Genomic DNA, 20,673 nt, shown 5'->3' on the forward strand with positions numbered 1-20,673 from the left:
TTACAAAAGTTTCATTGCTAAGACAAGCAAAATCAAGAGAAAGATGACTGCAAATAAAATCTTATTCAACTTAGAATTGAAGACATTTCTCTTGGTATTTTCAATGCGACGGCTTTTATGAATAGACGGTTCGACCTGAATCTTCAAGGTTTCCTGGCTAAAACCATGATCCTTAGGATTGGCATAACCAAAACGGGAAGAAGAGGTTGGTAAAATCTTAGTCTCCTCATCATCTAGCAAAGGGGGACCTGAAATTTTTTCGCCTCTATTAGCTCTTTCAATCATTTCATCCGTTAATAAAGGTTTACCCATACTGACCTCCTCTATTTTTTATGCAATTCCCAATACTGAACAGCCATAATTGTCTTGGCATCGCAGATATGACCTAATTGGATCAATTCCTTGGCTTCTTCTAAGCTCACTTCAAGGACTTCCAAGGTTTCATCCTCATCCTGCGGACGCGGATTTTCCACTTTCGTCAAATCGCTTGCTAGGTATAGTTTTAACTTTTCATTACAAAAGCCAATGGCTGAGTAAAAATCGTATAAGAGTTCTAATTTCCCTGTGTAGGCTGTTTCTTCCTCTAATTCACGCAGAGCTGCTGCAACAGGGTCTGTATTTTCTCCTACTTCCAACTTTCCGGCTGGAATTTCGTAAGAGACAGCCTCGATAGCTTTGCGGTACTGCTTGACCAAGATGAGTTTTTGTTCATCCGATACTGCTAAAACACAGACAGCTCCATTGTGGAAAAGCAAATCCCGTTGGGCGGTTCCTTTACCTTCTGGTAATTCAACCAGATCTTGGACCAGTTTAAAAATTGGCCCTTGATAGATTTCTTTTCGGCTAAGCGTTTTTTCTTCAAATTCCATGATAGGCTCCTACTGATTCTTAGGATGGTGAGGAAGACGTGTTGCATATTCATCTTTATTGACCTGACGTCCGCGACCAATAGCAATAGCATCCGCTGGCACGTCTTTGGTAATAGTTGAACCAGCACCAACGAGGGAATTGTCACCTAACTCAACTGGGGCAATAATGGTTGAGTTTGAACCAACAAAGACATTGTTTCCAATGACTGTCTTGTATTTGTTTTTGCCGTCATAGTTGACTGTAATGGTTCCAGCACCAAAGTTAACATGGCTACCCACTTCACAGTTTCCGATATAAGTCAAATGACCAGCCTTAGTATTCTCGCCGATAGAAGAACCTTTCACCTCAACAAAGTTACCAATATGAACTTGTGCACCTAGAGATGAACCTGGACGAATGTGGGCATAAGGTCCGACTGTCACTCCGTCATCAACACTACTTTCTTCAATCATAGAGTTAGTAATAACAGTTCCTGCTCCGATAGTGCTGTCCACTACATACGTTCCATTTGTCAAAACAGTCTCAGCACCAATTTTCGTTTGCCCTTTCAAGGTAACATTGGCTTCTATTTGAACTTCAGGAGCAATCTCAACATCAATATCGATATAAGTTGCTTCTGGATTGACAAAGCTAACACCGTTGACCATGTGTTGGTGATTGATGCGACGACGCATCACTGACTCAGCTGTCGCAAGTGCCACACGGTCATTTACCCCAAGACTTTCATCAAAATCTTTCAAAGTATAAGCACCAACTTTTTCACCAGCTTCACGGAAAATGCCAATAACATCTGTAATATAGTATTCTCCTTGAGCGTTATTGGTATTGATATTTTTCAAAGCCTCAAACAAACGCTCGTTATCAAAGACGTAAGTTCCAGTGTTGATTTCCTTGATTTGCTTTTCAAAATCTGTGGCATCCTTTTGTTCAACAATGCGAAGAACCTCAGCATTGTCATTACGTACAATTCGTCCATAGCCAAAAGGATTATCCGTTTCAGCAGTCAAGATAGTGGCCACATTTTTATGATTGATGTGGAAATCAATCAAGTTTTTCAAACTTTCACCAGTGATTAAAGGAGTATCTCCTGCGATGACCAAGGTGTGACCTGACAAACCTTCTAAGATTGGCTCCGTCATCATAACTGCATGGCCAGTACCCAACTGTTCAGATTGAGTCACAAATTCTGTCTGTCCAGCCAAGACCTGCTCAACCAATTCAGCCTTGTGTCCTACAACTGTTACTGTCTTTTCAGGTTGGATAGCTCCCACACTACGGAAAACATGTTCCAGCATAGAAATACCCGCAACTTTGTGCAACACTTTTGGCAAATCAGATTTCATGCGAGTCCCTTTACCCGCTGCTAAAATAATGGCATAATTTGACATAATCTTCTCTTTTCTCTAGAAATTCCCTTTTATTATACCATATTTTAAATCATTCCGCGCTCTTGAATGAAAAAATGCTCTAAAGTCCTTTCTTAACCCATTTTTTGAGTATTTTTTTTGATTTTTTCTCATTTTTAAGGTAAAATTATGAGATATGAGAAAGAAAATAAATCCGCTTATTTTGTTTGGTTTTTTTGGGATTATGATTTTCATTTTAATCCTGAATCGCCCTCGTTTTGAGGACCATCCTGTAAAAACAAAGTCAAATATCGCGCAAGTAGAAACGCAAGCGCTACATAATATAGATAAACCGGTGATTGATGTTTCTGGTTGGCAACGTCCTGAGGAAATTAATTACGATACTCTCTCCCAAAACATTTCTGGAGCTATTGTTCGCGTCCATAGTGGTGCTCAAACGTCCAAAGAGAACGATGCTTCCTATGTTAATGGTGTTGATAAGGCCTTTAAAACCCATATCACTGAGTTTCAAAAACGAAATGTCCCAGTTGGTGTCTATGCCTATGTAGCCGGAAAAAATGTCCAGGAGATGGAAAAAGCTGCTGAGGTATTCTATAACGCCTCTTCTCCATACAGTCCAAGTTACTATTGGCTAGACGTGGAAGAAAAAACCATGTCTAATATGAACGAAGGTGTTGAAGCCTTTCGAGCAAAACTAGAATCACTTGGTGCAAAAAATATCGGCATCTACGTTGGGGTTTACTTCATGGAAGAACACAGTATTGATACAGACAAGTTTACGTCTGTTTGGATTCCTTCCTATGGTTCTGACTCAGGATTTTACGAGGCAACTCCAAAAACTGATTTAGATTACGACATCCACCAGTACACATCTAAAGGAAAAATTGCTGGCTTTGACCACGATTTGGACATCAACGTTATCTCTTCCTTAAAGAACAAAGAAGAAACCTTTAGAAAACTCTTTTTAAAACCTTAAAAGCATTTGTTTATCATTTGCTTTTTCTTTTTGTGTTTGATTGTGATACAATATAGTAAGGATTTTTTGAAATAGAAATAGTTGGAGGAAAAATATGCTCTCATGGTTAGCACGTGTTATTAAAGGGATTGTCATTGCTCTTGGATTTATCTTACCGGGAATTTCTGGAGGGGTTCTAGCAGCAATCTTAGGAATTTATGAACGAATGATTGGTTTTCTGGCCCATCCCTTTAAAGACTTTAAAGAAAATGTTTTGTACTTTATTCCAGTTGCCATCGGTATGCTTCTGGGAATCGGCTTATTTTCCTACCCGATTGAATACCTGCTTGAAAATTATCAGGTCTTTGTCTTATGGAGCTTTGCGGGTGCCATCATTGGTACAGTTCCTAGCCTTCTTAAAGAATCAACTCGAGAATCTGACCGAGACAAGATTGATTTAGCTTGGTTCTGGGCAACCTTTATCATTTCTGGACTAGGTCTCTATGCCTTAAATTTTGTAGTTGGAACCTTAAGTGCCAGCTTTCTTAATTTCGTCCTAGCTGGTGCACTGCTGGCTCTTGGCGTATTAGTTCCTGGCCTTAGTCCATCAAATCTACTTTTGATTTTGGGACTCTATGCTCCTATGTTGACTGGTTTTAAAACCTTTGACCTCTTGGGAACCTTATTCCCGATTGGAATCGGGGCAGGCGCAACTCTCATCATTTTTTCAAAATTGATGGATTATGCCTTAAACAACTACCACTCACGCGTCTATCATTTCATCATCGGTATCGTCCTTTCAAGTACCCTTTTGATCTTAATTCCAAATGCAGGAAACGCTGAAAGTATCCAATACACTGGCCTTTCTCTTGTTGGTTATGTCATCATCGCCTTCTTCTTTGCACTGGGAATCTGGCTTGGTATTTGGATGAGTCAATTAGAGGATAAGTATAAATAATGGCAAAAAAAGTTAAAATCAAAAAAACACTGGTAGAACAAATCCTATCTAAAGCAGGTATCCCACATCAGGGGATTCAAATCAATGCCCTGGAAGGAGAACTTCCGCAAGGTTATGAACGAGATCAGATTTTCAAAACCTTGGCTCTTTTGGGAGATAAAACAGGACCGATTATCGGAATTGTCCCTATCACCCAACACTTGTCTGAAAAGAAACTAGCCAAAATTTCTGGCAATAAAAAAGTGAGCATGATTCCACAAAAGAACTTGGAAAAAACAACTGGTTACATTCATGGAGCCAATAATCCCGTCGGAATTCGTCAGAAACACAATTATCCCATTTTTATCGATAAAATCGCTCTAGACTTGGATCAAATGATTGTCTCTGCTGGGGAAGTTGGTCACAGCATTATCGTCGCTCCACAAGAATTGGCCAGATTTGTAAAGGCCGACTTTGCAGATATCTTGGAGGACAGCCAATAATGAAACTCTACTTTGTCCGCCACGGTCGTACGGTCTGGAACCAAGAAGGACGCTTTCAAGGTGCTAGTGGAGATTCTCCCCTTCTTCCTGAATCCATTGAAACCCTAAAACAACTTGGCCAATATCTCAAGGATATTCCTTTTGATCAGATTTATTCAAGTGATTTACCTCGAGCAGTCAAATCTGCCGAGATTATCCAAAGTCAACTCCAGACACCCTGTCCTTTAGAAAGTGTTCCTAATCTCCGTGAATGGCAACTGGGGAAATTAGAAGGTTTGAAAATCGCAACCTTGGAAGCTATTTACCCACAACAAATCAAAGCTTTCCGATCTAATCTTGCTCAATTTGACACTCAAATGTTTGGAGCCGAATCCCTCTATAGCACCACGCAACGGACTATCCAATTTATCAAATCATTAAAAGATAGTTCAGCTGAGCATATTCTAATTGTCGGTCACGGTGCGAATCTTACTGCCAGTCTTCGTACTCTTCTAGGATATCAAGAACCACTTCTTCGTAAAGATGGCGGTCTAGCAAATGCCAGCCTGACCATTCTAGAAACCCATGATTTTGAAACATTTACTCTCGATACTTGGAATGATACTTCCTATCAATAACAGAACTTGATTTTAGCGTCAAGTTCTTTTTAGTTTTGAAAGATTATCCGTGAATTTCTTGCTTATTTATGATAAAATGGGAGTATCGCAAAAAATGACTCATCGTATTCAATTTTGAGTAAAACTAGGAGGATCCCATGTCAACAGAACATATGGAAGAACTAAATGACCAGCAGATCGTTCGCCGTGAAAAAATGGCTGCGCTCCGTGAACAAGGAATTGATCCTTTCGGAAAACGCTTTGAGCGCACTGCAAATTCACAAGAATTAAAAGATAAATATGCCGACCTCGATAAAGAACAATTACATGATAAAAACGAAACAGCTACTATCGCAGGACGCTTGGTAACTAAACGTGGTAAAGGTAAAGTTGGATTTGCCCACCTTCAAGACCGCGAAGGTCAAATCCAGATCTACGTTCGTAAGGATGCTGTCGGTGAAGAAAACTATGAAATCTTCAAAAAAGCAGACCTTGGTGACTTCCTTGGTGTCGAAGGTGAAGTGATGCGTACAGATATGGGAGAACTCTCTATCAAGGCGACTCACATTACACACTTGTCTAAGGCACTACGCCCACTTCCTGAGAAATTCCACGGTTTGACAGACGTTGAAACAATTTACCGTAAACGTTACCTTGACTTGATTTCTAACCGTGAAAGCTTTGAGCGCTTTGTCACTCGTTCAAAAATCATTTCTGAAATCCGTCGTTACCTTGACCAAAAAGGTTTCCTTGAAGTGGAAACACCTGTTCTTCACAATGAAGCCGGTGGTGCTGCTGCCCGTCCATTTATCACCCACCACAATGCCCAAAACATTGACATGGTGCTTCGTATCGCGACTGAGCTTCACTTGAAACGCCTTATCGTCGGTGGTATGGAACGTGTCTATGAAATTGGCCGTATCTTCCGTAACGAAGGAATGGATGCTACTCACAACCCTGAGTTCACTTCTATCGAAGTCTATCAAGCTTATGCAGACTTCCAAGACATCATGGACTTGACGGAAGGCATTATCCAACATGCTGCTAAATCAGTCAAAGGCGACGGCCCAGTCAACTACCAAGGAACTGAAATCAAAATCAATGAACCATTTAAACGTGTTCACATGGTGGATGCTATCAAAGAAATTACTGGTGTCGATTTCTGGCAAGATATGACTTTCGAGGAAGCCAAAGCTATCGCTGCTGAGAAGAAAGTTCCAGTTGAGAAACACTACACTGAAGTTGGTCACATTATCAATGCCTTCTTTGAAGAGTTTGTTGAAGAAACCTTGATCCAACCAACCTTTGTCTATGGACATCCAGTAGCTGTATCTCCACTGGCTAAGAAAAATCCTGAAGACGAACGCTTTACTGACCGTTTCGAGCTCTTCATCATGACTAAGGAGTACGGTAACGCCTTTACTGAGTTGAACGACCCAATCGACCAACTTAGCCGTTTCGAAGCCCAAGCCAAAGCCAAAGAACTTGGTGATGATGAAGCAACAGGCATCGACTATGACTACATCGAGGCCCTTGAATACGGTATGCCACCAACAGGTGGTTTGGGAATCGGTATCGACCGTCTCTGCATGCTCCTCACTGACACAACCACTATCCGTGATGTATTGCTCTTTCCAACAATGAAATAAACGCTTATCCTCTGGCTCTTGCCAGGGGATTTTTTCATAACCAAAAGAAATAGACTGAAGTCTTCACCTCAGTCTATTTTTCTATTGGGCTTTAGAAAGGAAATTTCTTTCCTATACTCAATGAAAATCAAAGTGTAAACTAGGAAGCTAGCCGCAGGTTGCTCAAAACACAGTTTTGAGGTTGTAGATAAGACTGACAAAGTCAGTGAGCATATCTACGGCAAGGTGAAGCTGACGTGGTTTGAAGAGATTTTCGAAGAGTATTAGTCTTCTTTTTTCTTACGAGCTACAAGTCCGAATGCACCCAACATTCCAAGAAGTCCAAGACTAGATAAAATGTTCTTATCGTCTGTACCAGTATTTGGTAATTCCTTCTTATCATTTTCTACAGTTGTTGCACTAACTGCTTGATTTGATTCTGTTCGACTTACCTGAGTTGGATTAACTACTGGTTTATCTGGATCTGTAGGACGAACTGGCGAAACAGGTTGCTCAGAACGAGTTGGAGTAACTACTTTCTTATAGGTATGAATCACATTGCCATTTTTATCTGTCTTAGTGCCAGTGTATTCAAAACCTTCTAAAGTCTTAGGTCCATGGCTTCCATTTTCTTCTGGGGAAATTTCTTTACCATCAGCATCTTGGTAACGTGTTACGATATGAGTAGTTGAACTACCATTATTACCTTGATTATTACCTTGACTATCCCCATGATTAGATTTAGGAGTAACTTTCACAGGAACATCCACTGTCACTTTACGTCCGTCCGGTAATTCAATCTCAACCGTTACAGATGGCTTATCACCAGGTGTATTGGTTTTTGGAATTTCTCCAACTTTAGTAATTTTCCAACCTTCAGGAAGATCTACATGTTTTTTCACATCATCTTCAGTAATCGGTGTTCCAACTTCCACTACAATTGGCGTTACTTTTGGTGTTACGATAATTGGTACCTCTACTTCAACAATTTCTCCAGTTGGAACTTTAATCTTCACTTTAACGCTTGGTTTCACTCCAGCAGGAATTGTTGTTGGGATTTCTCCTACTTCAATAATTTCCCATCCTGGTTCTTTTGGAAGATCGATATGCCCTTTCACATCGTCTGGTGTGATTGGAGTTCCTTGTGGTACAACAATTTGTCTTACGGTTGGCGTAACGATGACTGGTACATCGACAGTAATCTTACGACCATCTGGTAATTCAATCTCTACTGGAACAACTGGTTTTGTTCCTGGTGTAGTTGTTGTTGGAATTTCTCCTACTTTTGTTACCTTCCATCCATTTGGTAATTCAATATGTTTCTGAACATCTTCTGGCGTAACTGGTGTTCCTACTGGAACTACTACAGGTGTTACTTTCGGTGTTACGATTACTGGAATGTTCATCGTTACTCGAATTCCATTTGGTAATTCAATCACTACTGGGATACTTGGTCTTTCACCTGGAATATCTGTTGTAGGTTTATCACCAATATTGATAACTTTTACTCCTTTTGGAATGTGTTTTTCAACATCCTCATCAGTAATTGGATCTCCTTGTTTTTTAACAATATCTTCAATAGGTGTAACATTTACTGGAATTTCTACAGTCACAACTTTACCGTTTGGTAATGTAATCGTTACTTTTACAGGATCCTTCTTACCAGGTGTTGTTAAGTCTGGAATGTTTTCTACCTTAGTTGTTGCTCCTTCTGGTACTTTGATTTGTTTTAAAATATCCTCTGGAGTCAATTTAGCTGTTGTGACTGGTGTTTCAATTGGTGTAATTGGTGTTACATTCACTGGTACGTCTACTGTCACTACTTTGCCATTTGGTAATGTAATCGATACTTTTACAGGATCCTTCTTACCAGGTGTTGTTAAGTCTGGAAGATCTCCTACCTTAGTTGTTGCTCCTTCTGGTACTTTGATTTGTTTCAAGATATCTTCTGGAGTCAATTTATCTTTCGTTACTGGTGTTTCGATTTCCTTAACTGGTGTTACTGTTACTGGTACGTCTACTGTCACTACTTTACCATTTGGTAATGTTACTGTTACCTTCACTGGATCTTTCTTACCTGGCGTTGTTAAGTCTGGAAGAGCTCCTACTTTAACTGTTGCTCCTTCTGGTACTTTGATTTGTTTTAAAATATCCTCTGGAGTCAATTTAGCTGTTGTGACTGGTGTTTCAATTTCCTTAACAGGAGTTACATTTACTGGAACATCCACTGTCACTACTTTGCCATTTGGTAATGTAATCGTTACTTTCACTGGATCTTTCTTACCTGGTGTTGTTAAGTCTGGAATGTTTTCTACCTTACTTGTTGCTCCTTCTGGTACTTTGATTTGTTTTAAAATATCCTCTGGAGTCAGTTTTTCTGTTGTGACTGGTGTTTCGATTTCCTTAACTGGTGTTACATTTACTGGAACATCCACTGTCACTACTTTGCCATTTGGTAATGTTACTGTTACCTTCACTGGATCTTTCTTACCTGGCGTTGTTAAGTCTGGAATGTTTTCTACCTTAGTTGTTGCTCCTTCTGGTACTTTGATTTGTTTTAAAATATCCTCTGGAGTCAATTTAGCTGTTGTGACTGGTGTTTCGATTTCCTTAATTGGTGTTACATTTACTGGAACATCTACTGTCACTACTTTGCCATTTGGTAATGTAATCGTTACTTTCACTGGGTCTTTCTTACCTGGTGTTGTTAAGTCTGGAAGATCTCCTACCTTAGTAGTTGCTCCTTCTGGTACTTTAATTTGTTTTAATACATCCTCTGGAGTCAGTTTTTCTGTTGTAACTGGTGTTTCGATTTCCTTAACTGGTGTGACTGTTACAGGAATATCTACAGTATAAGATTTACCATTTGGTAATGTAATCGTTACTTTTACAGGAGTTTTTTCTCCAGGTGTTGTTAAATCTGGTAAGTCTCCTACTTTAGCTGTTGCTCCGTCTGGAATATTTAGACCTCTAGTATAGTCTTCTTCTTTTAACGGCGTATTTGTTACAGGTGTTTCAATTGGTGTTGGTTTTGTTTCAACTACTTTAATAGTAGCTGGAACTTCTACTAACACTTTCCCATCTTTATCTTTTACAACTACAGTAACTGGTTTATCACCTGGTGTTGATCCATCATATGGAGTTATTTGTCCTTCTGGAACTTTGTATTCGAACGTTGAACCTTCTGGATAGTCACTTGGTGTGATACTATCTTCAGCTTTAGGTTTATCTTTATCTTCAGCATTTACTGGAGTTAATTGTTCTTTACCTTGAACGACTTTAATCTTCGCAGGTACTTCTACAAGTGTATCTCCATCCGAATCTTTCACGACTACAGTAACATCTTTTTCACCCGGTGTTGTTCCATCATATGGAGTTGCTTGTCCTTCTGGAGTTTTGTATTCAAATGTTGAACCTTCTGGATAATCATCTGGAGTGATGCTATCTTTTGGTTTTGGTTTCTTATCATTTTCAGCATTGACTGGGACATATTGTGTTTTAGGTTCTACGACTACAATTGTCGCTGGAATTTCTGTAATTGGTTGTCCATTCAGCTTAGCTACTACCGTTACAGGTTTATCACCTGGTGTTGTTGTATCTACTGGAGTGTTATCTTTATATTCAAATGTTGTTCCAGTTGGGAAATCATTTGGATTAATGTTTTCTTTTGGATCTGGCTGTTTCTTAGCTGGGTCTACTGGTACATATTTAGGATAACCTTCCACTACACGAACTGTAGATGGCACTTCAACTAATACCTTATCCCCTTGTTTCACAACAACGGTAACTTTCTTATCACCTGGTTTAGATGTATCTACTTCTTCTTTATACTCAAATGTTGCATCATCTGGGTAATCATTCGAATCAATGCTATCTTCAGGTGATGGTTGTTTCTTACCTTCATCTACTGGAACAATTTGTGGGTAACCTTGTACAACTTTCACTTTTGTTGGTACTTCTACAAGTGTATCATTTCCATCTTTTGCAATGACAACTACATCTTTTTCTCCTGGTGTTGTTGTATCTACTGGAGTCTTGTACTCAAATGTTGTTCCTTCTGGGTATTGTTCTGGATCAATGCTCTTAGCTGCATCCGGTTGTGGTTTGCTTGGATCTGCTACTACGTATTGTGTCTTAGGATCTACAACTACTACTTTCGCAGGAACTTCTGCAATTGGTTGACCATTTAACTTAGCTACAACAGTTACATCTTTTTCACCTGCAGTTGTTGTATCTACTGGTGTTTTATATTCAAATTTTGTGCCATCTGGATATTCTCCTGGTGTAACACTATCTTTCGCTTCAGGTTGTTTCTTAGCTGGATTTGCTACTACAAATTGTGGTGTACTATCTACTACACGTACAGTTGCTGGTACTTCAACGATTGTATTTCCTTGTGGATCAAGTACTTCAACAATCACATCCTTATCACCAGTTGTTGTTACATCGATTGGAGATGTTTGCCCATCTGGAGTCTTATATCTAAATGTAGATCCTTCTGGATAATCTGTTTTATCAATGCTCTTTTCTGGATCTGGTTGTTTGTTGTTTTCATCCACTGGGACGATTTGTGGTATACCTTCAACTACTGTAACTGGTACTTTAACAGTTGTTGTTTTCTCTTCATCATCTACAATGTATTTAACAGTCACATCCACTTCAGTATCATCTGTTAAGTCAGGAACTGTTACTGTAGCTGTTTTATCAATCTCAACTCTAGCACCTTGTGGTAGTTTACCTGTAAATGTTCCATCAACAATCGCTTTTTCAGCTTGAGCAAGTACTTTTTCTTTTGCTTTATCTTTGTCACCATTTTTAGGAACAAGAATTTCATCTGCTTCTGGTTTTGGTAAAACTGTTACTGGAACTTTCACAGTTTCGGTTAACTTACCATTATCATATGTTACCGGGATTGTCGCTTCTTTATTTCCTGCTTTAGCAGTAATATCTTCAGCAATGACAGGTTCACCTTTTGTTCCGTCTGTACCTGGTGTTACAGCACCTTTCACATCATCTTTTGTAACAGTGTCCCCTTCAAATACTACTAATTTCTTAGCTGTTGAACCTACTACTGTTACTGGGACTGTTACTTCTCTAGTTGCAACTACTTTACCATCTTTCACATACTCTACAACTGCTGTTGCTGGCTTTTGTACTCCAGTTGCTGTTGTTTCCGGTACTGTTCCTGCTTTAACTTCTTTAACTCTTACAGTTATACCATCTGGCAATTTATCAGTTGGAACTGCAGTTGCTGCTTCTACTGCTTTCGCTTTAACTGCTTCATCTAAACCAGTGCTATCTTTAAGAACTGTTACACCTGTTGGTTCTACTTTTGGTAAAACTACAACATCTACTTTAGTTTCTACAGGAATTGTTTCAGTTCCTTTTGTATAAGTTACTGTTGCTGGCACTTCTAGTGTTTGACCTGCTTTTTTAGCTGTTGTAGGAATATCTGTAATATCATTTTTAGTTGGAGTAAAGCCGTCTACAACTGTAGGATTTACTTTTTCTTTCAACTGATCATTTGTTACAGTATCATCTTCAACTGTATACAATTTATTCGTTTCTTGATCTTTCACCGTAATTGTATAAGTAGTTGAATTCACTGCAGTTTCGGCACCTTTATTTGTTCCAGTATCCGTTTCAGTATCTGCAGTAACGATATTTCCGTTACTATCTTTTACTTCAACTTTAACTGTGTAAGTACCTACTTCTGATAATTTAACAGTTGCTGCTTCTGCTGCACTGCTATATTCTGTTACTGTTCCTGAAGGAGATGTTAATGTTACTTTTGTAACTGTTGTTTCCTTTTTATTTGGAGCAGTTGTCACATCATCTTCTGTATCTGTAATTGTTACTGCAGCTGATTTTTGTTTTACTAAATCTACTGTAGCACCTTTTACAGTAGTATATAAACTTGAGCTAATAGACGGAGCATCATTTAATATAGACGCTTTATCTGAAGAACTTACTGTTTCTACTGCATCAACTGTTCCTTTAAATCCTGATGTAGTTGAAATCGTCCACTTATCTCCAGTTTTTGTTGCTGTTACAGTAGAGTTATCATCAGCAGACCATTTATTTAATCCTTTATCATATTTAACAGTTACAACCATTCCTTTATTAGTATCAGTTGCTGAATCTGCTGAACTGTTCGCCGTATTTTCTTTTTTATACGTCGTTAATGTACGAGATACATTATTAACGGCTGTAACTTTTCCTTCTGCGTTTAATGTACGAGTATATTCGTAAACATTAAAGATTGTTTCTCCATCTTTATTCACATCAACATATAGGTCGCGTTTTAACCATGTTGTTGTACCGTCACTGTTAGGAGTTTTCTTCTCAGCAGTCTCACCAGATAATTCCCAACGACCACTAGTTTTATTGAATGTTGCTGCTACATTTTCTCCTAGTTGCGTTTTTAATGTTACTTCGGCTCGTGTAAACGTTGCTGTAATATTTTCACTATTTGCAGTTACGTTAATCGTATCTGTTGCGGCATTTGCTGTTGCTGTTGGAAGAACTTTTAGATTGAAAGTTTCACCAACTGTACCGATTTCATCATTGACGTTTACAGCAGTATTTGTTGTTTCTGATACAATCCATTTACCGTCTTTAGCAACAATTTTTGTATTTGTTCCATCTGGTAATGTAATTGTCGCTTCTGAAGCCCCTTTAGAAATTGTAATCGGAACTTCTGTATCGTAAGCATGTACATTTTTTACAGATACTGAAGGTGCAATTTTAAAGGTTGCGTGTGCGTATGCCTCATTGGCATTTGTCACTTGATAATCTCTTGCATAAATTGAAACTCTGTAAATCCCAGCTTCAGTAGGTGTTCCTTTAAATCCATTTGGATTATTTTCAGTCATATCAGCAGATGCAATTGTGAAGCCGACACCTGGAATTTTCGTCTCATTTCCCGTTAATTCTGTAGGCGTAGCAGCACCAGTACCTGTCGTTCCTGTAATCTTCGCTCCAGAAACACCTAGAATAGCACGTCCTACAGTCTCATTAATCGTTGTTGTACGTCCAATTTCTGTCCCATTTTCATCTGTCAAGTTAAAGGTAACTCGTCTGTTATTTGGTTCACCAGCATGTGAAGCTCCAGCATCTCTATATTCTACTGGAACAGTTAGTGCTTCTCCTACTTTACCTTCTTTAACAGTATTGTTAATTTCTAGCGTTGGTGGGGTTCCGTCTTTCCATGCTGTTCCACCAAATCTATGATTATCCAATAGAGTTGTCACACTTTTACCAGTAATCGTATTTTTAAATGTTACTTGAGCTTTTACTTGTTGATAGTTAACTGGACTTCTGTGTGTCACAATCCCTTGTACACTATCTGTTGCTTTGTCATAAAATAAACCATTCGGGAAATTGGACACATTGAAATCTGAAACAGTCCACCCAGCCTTTTTGGCAGCTTCTGTTACTTCAATACGTTTACTTACATCTTTAATGTATACTTTGTCGATTCCTTGTTCATATCCAAGTTTATAGATACTTGAAAGCAGATATTCATAAGGGCCATTTCCATAGTACGTTGCTGGAACTTGACTTGAAATAGTAGTTCCATTATATCTCAATTTCCCACGCCATAGAGGTGCTTCTTCGATAATTTTTTGAACTTCTTCAGCTGGTAACTTTAAGCCATAGTCAATACGAGCCTTTACATCACTCTCTTTACCTAAATAATTATAGTTAGATGGTCCGGGGATAGGTCTTGTACCAGCTCTTTGATTAGAGAACACTCTAAACTCTAAGTCAGCAGCATCCGCTTTTTTCTCTGGCGTATTAACACCTATATCACCTTCTCCATCATGGTGACTACCAAATGGCATTGTATAGGTATCCCAACCAGTAAAGTTTTCTCGTGATACTGTACTTGTACTTCCGATAATATCTTTTGCAGTTGGTTGTGCTGGATTTGTTGGTGTGATTGTATCACTAGTTCCTGTAGTTGTTGTAGAAGTTGCTGCAACACCGTTGTTAGATAAGTCAGTCCTAAACCCACTTTCCCCATTACCAGGAATTTCTTTTCCGTTTCGTGGATCTTGGTTTTTATTTACTTTTTCTTCTTCAGTTGCTTCTGATTTGATACTGTTTAAAATGATAAGGCTACTTGAAAGTTGTTTAGCAAGTGCATCAACTTTTGCCTGTGTTTTTGTATCATCATTTAAAAGCTCTTTTGCTTTATGAACCAAATTTTTAGCATCATCAATGACTGATTTTGTTTTCTTTCCTTCAGTTAATTGACTCAATCTACTTTCAGCTTTAGCAACTAAATCTTCTAACGATGCTGTATTAATAGCAACTTTTTCCGTCACTACATTTGAAGTTTCAGCTTCACTGGCTTGTTTGTCAGTAGCAGACTCCTTTACAGAAGTATTATTTTGTCCATCGGGCTCTTTAGCAGTAACAGATCCTTGTCCAGTAACTTCCTTAGAGGGTTCCGAAGACTTATCATTTAGATTTTGAGGATTTTGAACTTCTGTAGGTTCTGGGTTAGTAATTTGTTCAGCCGCTTGGACGCTTCCTCCACCAAGGAAAAACAGTCCAGTAGCTACAGCCACACTAGCCGCACCAAAACTAACCTTACGAATACTGTAACGTGTGAATTTCTCCACCTGCGATTGACAAACATGTCGTCCTTTGGGTTTAAACATTCCCTTACTCCTTTTTCTGATAATTATCAATTAATATACTTAATGAAGCTAAATAAAAAGCCCCCCTAAAATATGTATGTTTATTTTAAAAGGTTACAATTTATTATACTATTTTTTTCCTATAAATCAAGCATTTTCAGCTATAGTCGCTAAAGTAATTTTACAAACTACTATTTGTGGTAAGCCCTTACCAAAATAAAATTTATATTACTTTAGAGTTTTTTATATTATTTGATTGTTAATATAATTTGATTTTTAAAAGAGATTTTCTGATATTTTTTATTACGTCTTCATTGAGTTTTAGCTATAGATAAGGGATTACAGAATTAAGCTAGATGCACAAGAACTGCCCAAAATAGCTAAAAAAATTAGACGGCGCTACAGCTTTATAAAATAAAATCTATAAAAAAACAAGGCCTAGTTTTAAAAACAAAACTAGGCTTCCTATCTATTTTCCTTCTTTCACCTCTTTTGTTGCTACATCTTCTCCAAACCATTTTTGGCTGATTTCCTGGAACTTCCCTTCTTGATGTAGTTCAACAAAGGCTTGATTTAAAGCTTGCAGTAATATTTTGTCAGCAGGTCTGACTCCGACCGCAAAGGATTCACTTTCAAATCCTGCTGAAAAGACATTGTAGTCACTTAATATACCTTCAGACTGGAGATAATAATTAGCATAAACCCGGTCAATCAACAAGGCATCAATCCGGTCATTTTTCAAATCAATCAAGGCTTCATTGAAACTCTGGTACTGACTAGCCTTCTGATCTTTGACACGATTTTTCAGTAAATCTGGCTGGGCTTCAAAGTCTAAATAACCAGAGGAACCGGCTTGGGCTCCCAAGGTCTTATCCTTCATATCCTCTACCGAATGAATCTGCTGGCTTTTCTTCGCGACTAAAACCTGCTGATTTTCCATATAAGGAATGCTAAAGGCAACCTTCTCTCGGCGTTCATCAGTGGCAGAATAGCCATTCCAGATGGCATCTATAGTTCCATTTTGCAGTTCCGTCTCCTTCATATCCCAATCGATTGGCTGGAATTGCACTTTGAAGCCTAATTTATCTGAGACAGCTTGTGCCAAATCAATATCAAAGCCTGTATATTGTCCATTCTTTTCTTCAAATCCCATGGGTACAAAGGTATTGTCAAAACCAATGGTTATAATGCCTTGCTCTTGATACTTATCCCAGTTATCCTGCTTTGGATCACTAGCCTTCTGAGTACAAGCCGTTAAAAAGAGAGTCAGGAGAGAAACCAATACTAAAGCAATTTTCTTATTAGTCATCGACACCTCCTACTTGGGCTCAACCTTGAGAATCTGATCCGCGATATTTTCAGCGAACTGTAAATCGTGGGTAACGACAATCTGTGTCATCCCAAGTTCCCTATTTTGCAAGATCAGTTTTTCCACTTCCAAGCGCAATTCTGGATCCAGAGCAGAAGTCGGCTCATCATAACCTATGATTTCTGGGTCAATCATCATAGCACGCGCCAAGGCCACCCGCTGCTTTTGACCACCAGATAGTGAGAAGGGATAGGCTTCTGCATGACTAGCCAGTCCTAACTGTTCCAAAAGCCCTCGCGCCTTCTTCTCAGCCTCTTGCTGCTTTATTCCCATAGTTTTTACAGGAGATAAGGTCAAATTATCTAGAACGGATAAATGAGGGAAAAGTTGAAAATCTTGGAATACAAATCCTAGTAGATTGCGCTTCTCTAGTTCATCCAATTCTAAAGGTTCTCCATTATAAAAGATTTGCCCTGAATCAATAGTTTCAAGACCTGCAAGCATACGTAAGAGGGTTGTCTTACCTCCACCAGAAGGTCCTACGATAGCCAGGATTTGCTTTTCAGGGATTTTTAGACTGAAATTAGATAAAATTTGCTTTTCACCAAAGCCTTTATTAATATTTCGTAATTCTAACATGGCAGCCTCCTATCTATAGTAACTGTATTTCTTCTCAACTTTTTTTGCGAGAATGGTTACAATTCCAATCAAAATCAAGTAAATAGCTCCTGCCAAGAACATAGGAACTAGACTAGCATCACGGTTGGCAGCTGTTCGACTAGCCAAGATAAGATCTGAAATTCCTAGAGCATAGACCAGAGAGGTATCCTTGACCAAACTCATGACTTCATTAAAGACACTAGGAAGAACAATCTTGGTCACTTGGGGCAAGATAATATAGCGCACTGTGGCAAAGGGACTGAACTTCAAGACCTTGGCAGCCTCATATTGGCCTTTAGGAATGGTATCAATTCCTCCACGGAAGATTTCAGCAAAATAAGCCGCATAATTGAGAACAAAGGCAATGATAGCCGCAGGAAGACGGTCCAAACGAATCCCAATACTTGGCAACACATAATAGATAAAGATTAATTGCAAGAGCAAGGGTGTTCCCCGCATAATCCAAATATAAATATTAATCAGATGATGGAGGGGCTTCCAATGGACTTGCAAGGCAAAGGCAATCAAAACGCCCAAGGGAATAGAAAAAATCAAGACCAGTGCAAAAACCTGCAAAGTCATGCTTGCACCGCTCAATAAACTCGGTAATATCTCAAACAAATAAGACATACTGCACCTCCTAAAAATAATTGTTCCTATTATAGCATAAATAAACAAAATAACCAATAATTTTTGTAAAAAAATTCTCTTTAAAAAAGAAAAACTATATCAATCAAAAATGATTAGATACAGTTTTTAAAAATATATTCTTACAATCTCTCAATCAGTTCTTGCATTTGCACATCATCTGGAACCAGTTTTAAGTAAGCTTGCGCATTGACTTTTGCTTCCTCAAAGTAGCCCAGTTCACGCAAGAGATAGATATAGTGTTCTAGAAATTCTGGATTGTCTTTCAAATCTCCTGCCAACTCTTGGTAATGCTCATAGGCAGTATCCAAATCGTCCATCTCTTGATAAGAACGAGCAATCATCCACTTGGTCAAAAGATTCTCTGGCTCATTACTTTGTAAGGCTAGAATATCTTCATAACGCTCCTGCTCTAGATAAATAGTAGCTAGACGGAGTAAGATTTCTTCTGTATCCTCAGCGTCTGCTTTAGCAGTAAGAAGGTAGTTTTCTGCACTACTGGCATCATGCAATTCATAAGAGAATTGTGAAGCAGCTAGCAAGAGGCGAGTTTCAAAGGGATTTTTCTCTAAGCCTTGCTTAGCGATACGTAGGGCTTCTTGAACTTGATGTTCCTTATGTAAGGCCTGACTATAACCATATTCATAGCCTTCAAAGTCAGGAGAAATGGTATCAAGCTGCTTAAAATAGAGGACAGCTTTTTGGTATTCTTCTTGATCAAAGTAAAGACTGGCCAACTCAAAAGCTGTTAGGTCATCGTATTCTAACTCCAGGGCTTTTTCTAAAAACTCTGTAGCCGTTTCAAATTTCCCCAACTGTGCATAGGCAAAGCCAATCCGTTGATAGGTAGAAATGCCTGTTTGCTCATAAATAGTACGATTATCTAACTGGGCATAGCCTTGAATGGCCTCTTGATAATTTTCCAACTCACTATCCAACTCAGCTAATCCCAATATCAAGAGAGGATCTTCTGAGTAAGTCAAGGCCTCCAATAATTTCTCACGCGCCACATCTGTCAAACCTTCCAGCTGGTAAAGGTCTGCTTTAAGTGCCAAAGCTGAAACATACCAGTCACTGTCAGCTTGGATTTCCTCAAGATAAGCAAAGGCTTCTTCGATTTGACCATCCTCGCTAGCAATAGCTGCCAGATTGAGATTAACCTCTGGAAAATTTTCTACAATTTTCAGGTAAATTTCCTTGGCCTGAGGATAAAAACCAATTCCTTCAAGATAAGTAGCTAACTCATACAGAAGGTCACTTGGATCATTTTCTAAAGCTTTGATGAAATAGTGCTCAGCCTTGGTTAAATCTTGCTCTTCCAAAGCCTGTAACATCTGTTGACTATTGTTCACTCTTTACTTCCTCTCCTTCTAGTTCATATAAACCACTAACTACCTTATACCATTCAAAAATGGCTGAAATGACAACTTTAGCAGAAGCATAAACCGGAATACCGAGTAAGACTCCCCAGATACCAAACATAGAGCCCGAAGTTAACAAAACAAAGAGAACATTAATAGGGTGGATGTTTAATTGACTTCCCAAAATCAATGGAGAGACAAAACGGCCTTCAATAGTTTGTTCTACGATAAAGACAATCACTACTTTTAAAAGCATGACTGGCCCAGCAATCAAGCCCAATACTAGGGCAGGAAGCATGGCTAAGAAGCTACCCAAATAAGGAACCAGATTTAAAATACCAGCAGTAACACCCAACGTAACTGCATAGCGTAGACCAATAATCTTGAAGAAAATCATAAACATTACCGCTACAATAATAGCTACTGTTACTTGCCCTCGAACATAATTGGACAACTGCTGATTCACATCTGATAAAACCTGTCCAACAGGTTCTTTCAATTTCGTTGGCATGAATTGGGTCAAATAGTGACGCAGGCCTTTCCCATCACGTAAGAGATAAAAGAGCATGAACGGAACGATAATCAAGGCAACAATCACTTGAGATGCGCCGCTAATAAAGGCGCTCACCCAGTTGACTGCCTGAGAAGAAACTTTACTTGCCCAAACTGTAGCCTGGCTAGAAAAATTGGTCAAAACTTGTTCTAATTGAGGTCTGAAATCATCTGGTAAACGCTTGGTGACCAAATCATCAATAACTCTATCAGCATCTTCAAGGTAGACTGGAACATTCCTTGCAAAACTTAAAACCTGACGTTGTAGATTTGGAATAGCTACTGCCAAGCCCCAAATGATAAAGAGAGCGATGATGACAAAGACAATACTAATCGCTATAACACGATTGATTTTGTGTTTCTCCATCCAATCAACAATAGGATTTAACAAATAGTATAGTAAACCAGATAGAATAACTGGCAACATCACGACTGCCAAAAAGTCTAAAACAGGTGAAAATAAAAAACTAATCTTACTTAAAATAAAAAGATTCAGTCCCAATAATAAGGTTACCAAAAATACCGTAATGGCCTTGTTATCCAAAAACCACTTGAAAAACCAAGATAAGCTAAAATGTTTCTCTTTTTGCTCCATAAATACTTCCTTTCTATTGTTCTCTCATTATACCATTTTTA

The 20,673-nt window shown here is 38.7% G+C and carries 14 protein-coding genes; 5 read left to right on the forward strand and 9 right to left on the reverse strand.

Translation table 11 applies throughout. From position 1 onward, the window contains the following. From macP to glmU, 3 genes are read right to left on the reverse strand one after another with little or no spacing between them, the layout of a single operon-like run. Positions 1–312 (reverse strand): cell wall synthase accessory phosphoprotein MacP, encoded by a 312-nt coding sequence (gene macP, locus N8L39_RS02530; RefSeq protein WP_000517861.1) that lies wholly within the window; start codon positions 310–312, stop codon positions 1–3. An 11-nt stretch (positions 313–323) separates the two neighbouring features. After that, entirely contained in the window at positions 324–869 is a 546-nt protein-coding gene (locus N8L39_RS02535) for an NUDIX hydrolase (RefSeq protein ID WP_261009772.1), read from the reverse strand. 9 nt (positions 870–878) lie between these two features. After that, a complete protein-coding gene (gene glmU / locus N8L39_RS02540; RefSeq protein WP_261009771.1) occupies positions 879–2,258 on the reverse strand; it encodes a bifunctional UDP-N-acetylglucosamine diphosphorylase/glucosamine-1-phosphate N-acetyltransferase GlmU in 1,380 nt (459 codons plus the stop codon). A gap of 154 nt (positions 2,259–2,412) precedes the next feature. On the opposite strand from glmU, the gene N8L39_RS02545 reads away from it, so the two are divergent. The 5 genes from N8L39_RS02545 to lysS all read left to right on the forward strand — a co-directional run bounded on the left by N8L39_RS02545 (position 2,413) and on the right by lysS (position 6,877). Next, entirely contained in the window at positions 2,413–3,213 is an 801-nt protein-coding gene (locus N8L39_RS02545) for a glycoside hydrolase family 25 protein (RefSeq protein ID WP_078238386.1), read from the forward strand. A 94-nt stretch (positions 3,214–3,307) separates the two neighbouring features. Next, positions 3,308–4,150 (forward strand): DUF368 domain-containing protein, encoded by an 843-nt coding sequence (locus tag N8L39_RS02550; protein ID WP_261009770.1) that lies wholly within the window; start codon positions 3,308–3,310, stop codon positions 4,148–4,150. After that, positions 4,150–4,632 (forward strand): aminoacyl-tRNA deacylase, encoded by a 483-nt coding sequence (locus tag N8L39_RS02555; protein WP_261009769.1) that lies wholly within the window; start codon positions 4,150–4,152, stop codon positions 4,630–4,632. The genes N8L39_RS02550 and N8L39_RS02555 overlap by 1 nt, the downstream gene beginning before the upstream one ends. Then, on the forward strand, positions 4,632–5,249 hold the full coding sequence (locus N8L39_RS02560) for a histidine phosphatase family protein (RefSeq protein ID WP_261009768.1): 618 nt from the start codon (positions 4,632–4,634) through the stop codon (positions 5,247–5,249). The genes N8L39_RS02555 and N8L39_RS02560 overlap by 1 nt, the downstream gene beginning before the upstream one ends. 137 nt (positions 5,250–5,386) lie before the next feature. Beyond that, positions 5,387–6,877, forward strand: coding sequence for a lysine--tRNA ligase (gene lysS, locus N8L39_RS02565; protein ID WP_020902752.1), 1,491 nt, complete (start codon positions 5,387–5,389; stop codon positions 6,875–6,877). 263 nt (positions 6,878–7,140) lie between these two features. Here lysS and N8L39_RS02570 read toward each other — a convergent pair whose 3' ends face one another. From N8L39_RS02570 to N8L39_RS02595, 6 genes are all read right to left on the reverse strand, one after another. Further along, on the reverse strand, positions 7,141–15,528 hold the full coding sequence (locus tag N8L39_RS02570; protein WP_261009767.1) for a Rib/alpha-like domain-containing protein: 8,388 nt from the start codon (positions 15,526–15,528) through the stop codon (positions 7,141–7,143). Between the two features lie 448 nt (positions 15,529–15,976). Further along, the gene (locus N8L39_RS02575) at positions 15,977–16,816 is read right to left on the reverse strand and encodes an amino acid ABC transporter substrate-binding protein (protein WP_261009766.1); all 840 of its coding nucleotides are present in this window, start codon (positions 16,814–16,816) and stop codon (positions 15,977–15,979) included. A gap of 9 nt (positions 16,817–16,825) precedes the next feature. Next, the gene (locus N8L39_RS02580) at positions 16,826–17,455 is read right to left on the reverse strand and encodes an amino acid ABC transporter ATP-binding protein (protein ID WP_261009765.1); all 630 of its coding nucleotides are present in this window, start codon (positions 17,453–17,455) and stop codon (positions 16,826–16,828) included. A 9-nt stretch (positions 17,456–17,464) separates the two neighbouring features. Next, entirely contained in the window at positions 17,465–18,106 is a 642-nt protein-coding gene (locus N8L39_RS02585; protein WP_033687139.1) for an amino acid ABC transporter permease, read from the reverse strand. 140 nt (positions 18,107–18,246) lie between these two features. Next, positions 18,247–19,476, reverse strand: a complete 1,230-nt coding sequence (locus tag N8L39_RS02590) for a tetratricopeptide repeat protein (RefSeq protein ID WP_261009764.1) — start codon at positions 19,474–19,476, stop codon at positions 18,247–18,249. Continuing rightward, positions 19,466–20,632 carry an AI-2E family transporter gene (locus tag N8L39_RS02595; protein ID WP_023946967.1) on the reverse strand — a complete coding sequence of 389 codons (1,167 nt, stop codon included), beginning with the start codon at positions 20,630–20,632 and terminating at the stop codon, positions 19,466–19,468. Before N8L39_RS02595 ends, N8L39_RS02590 begins: the two co-directional genes overlap by 11 nt. Positions 20,633–20,673 lie beyond the last annotated feature (41 nt).

Source organism: Streptococcus mitis (genome assembly GCF_946190285.1).
In the GTDB taxonomy this organism is placed as follows: Bacteria; Bacillota; Bacilli; order Lactobacillales; family Streptococcaceae; genus Streptococcus; species Streptococcus mitis_CP.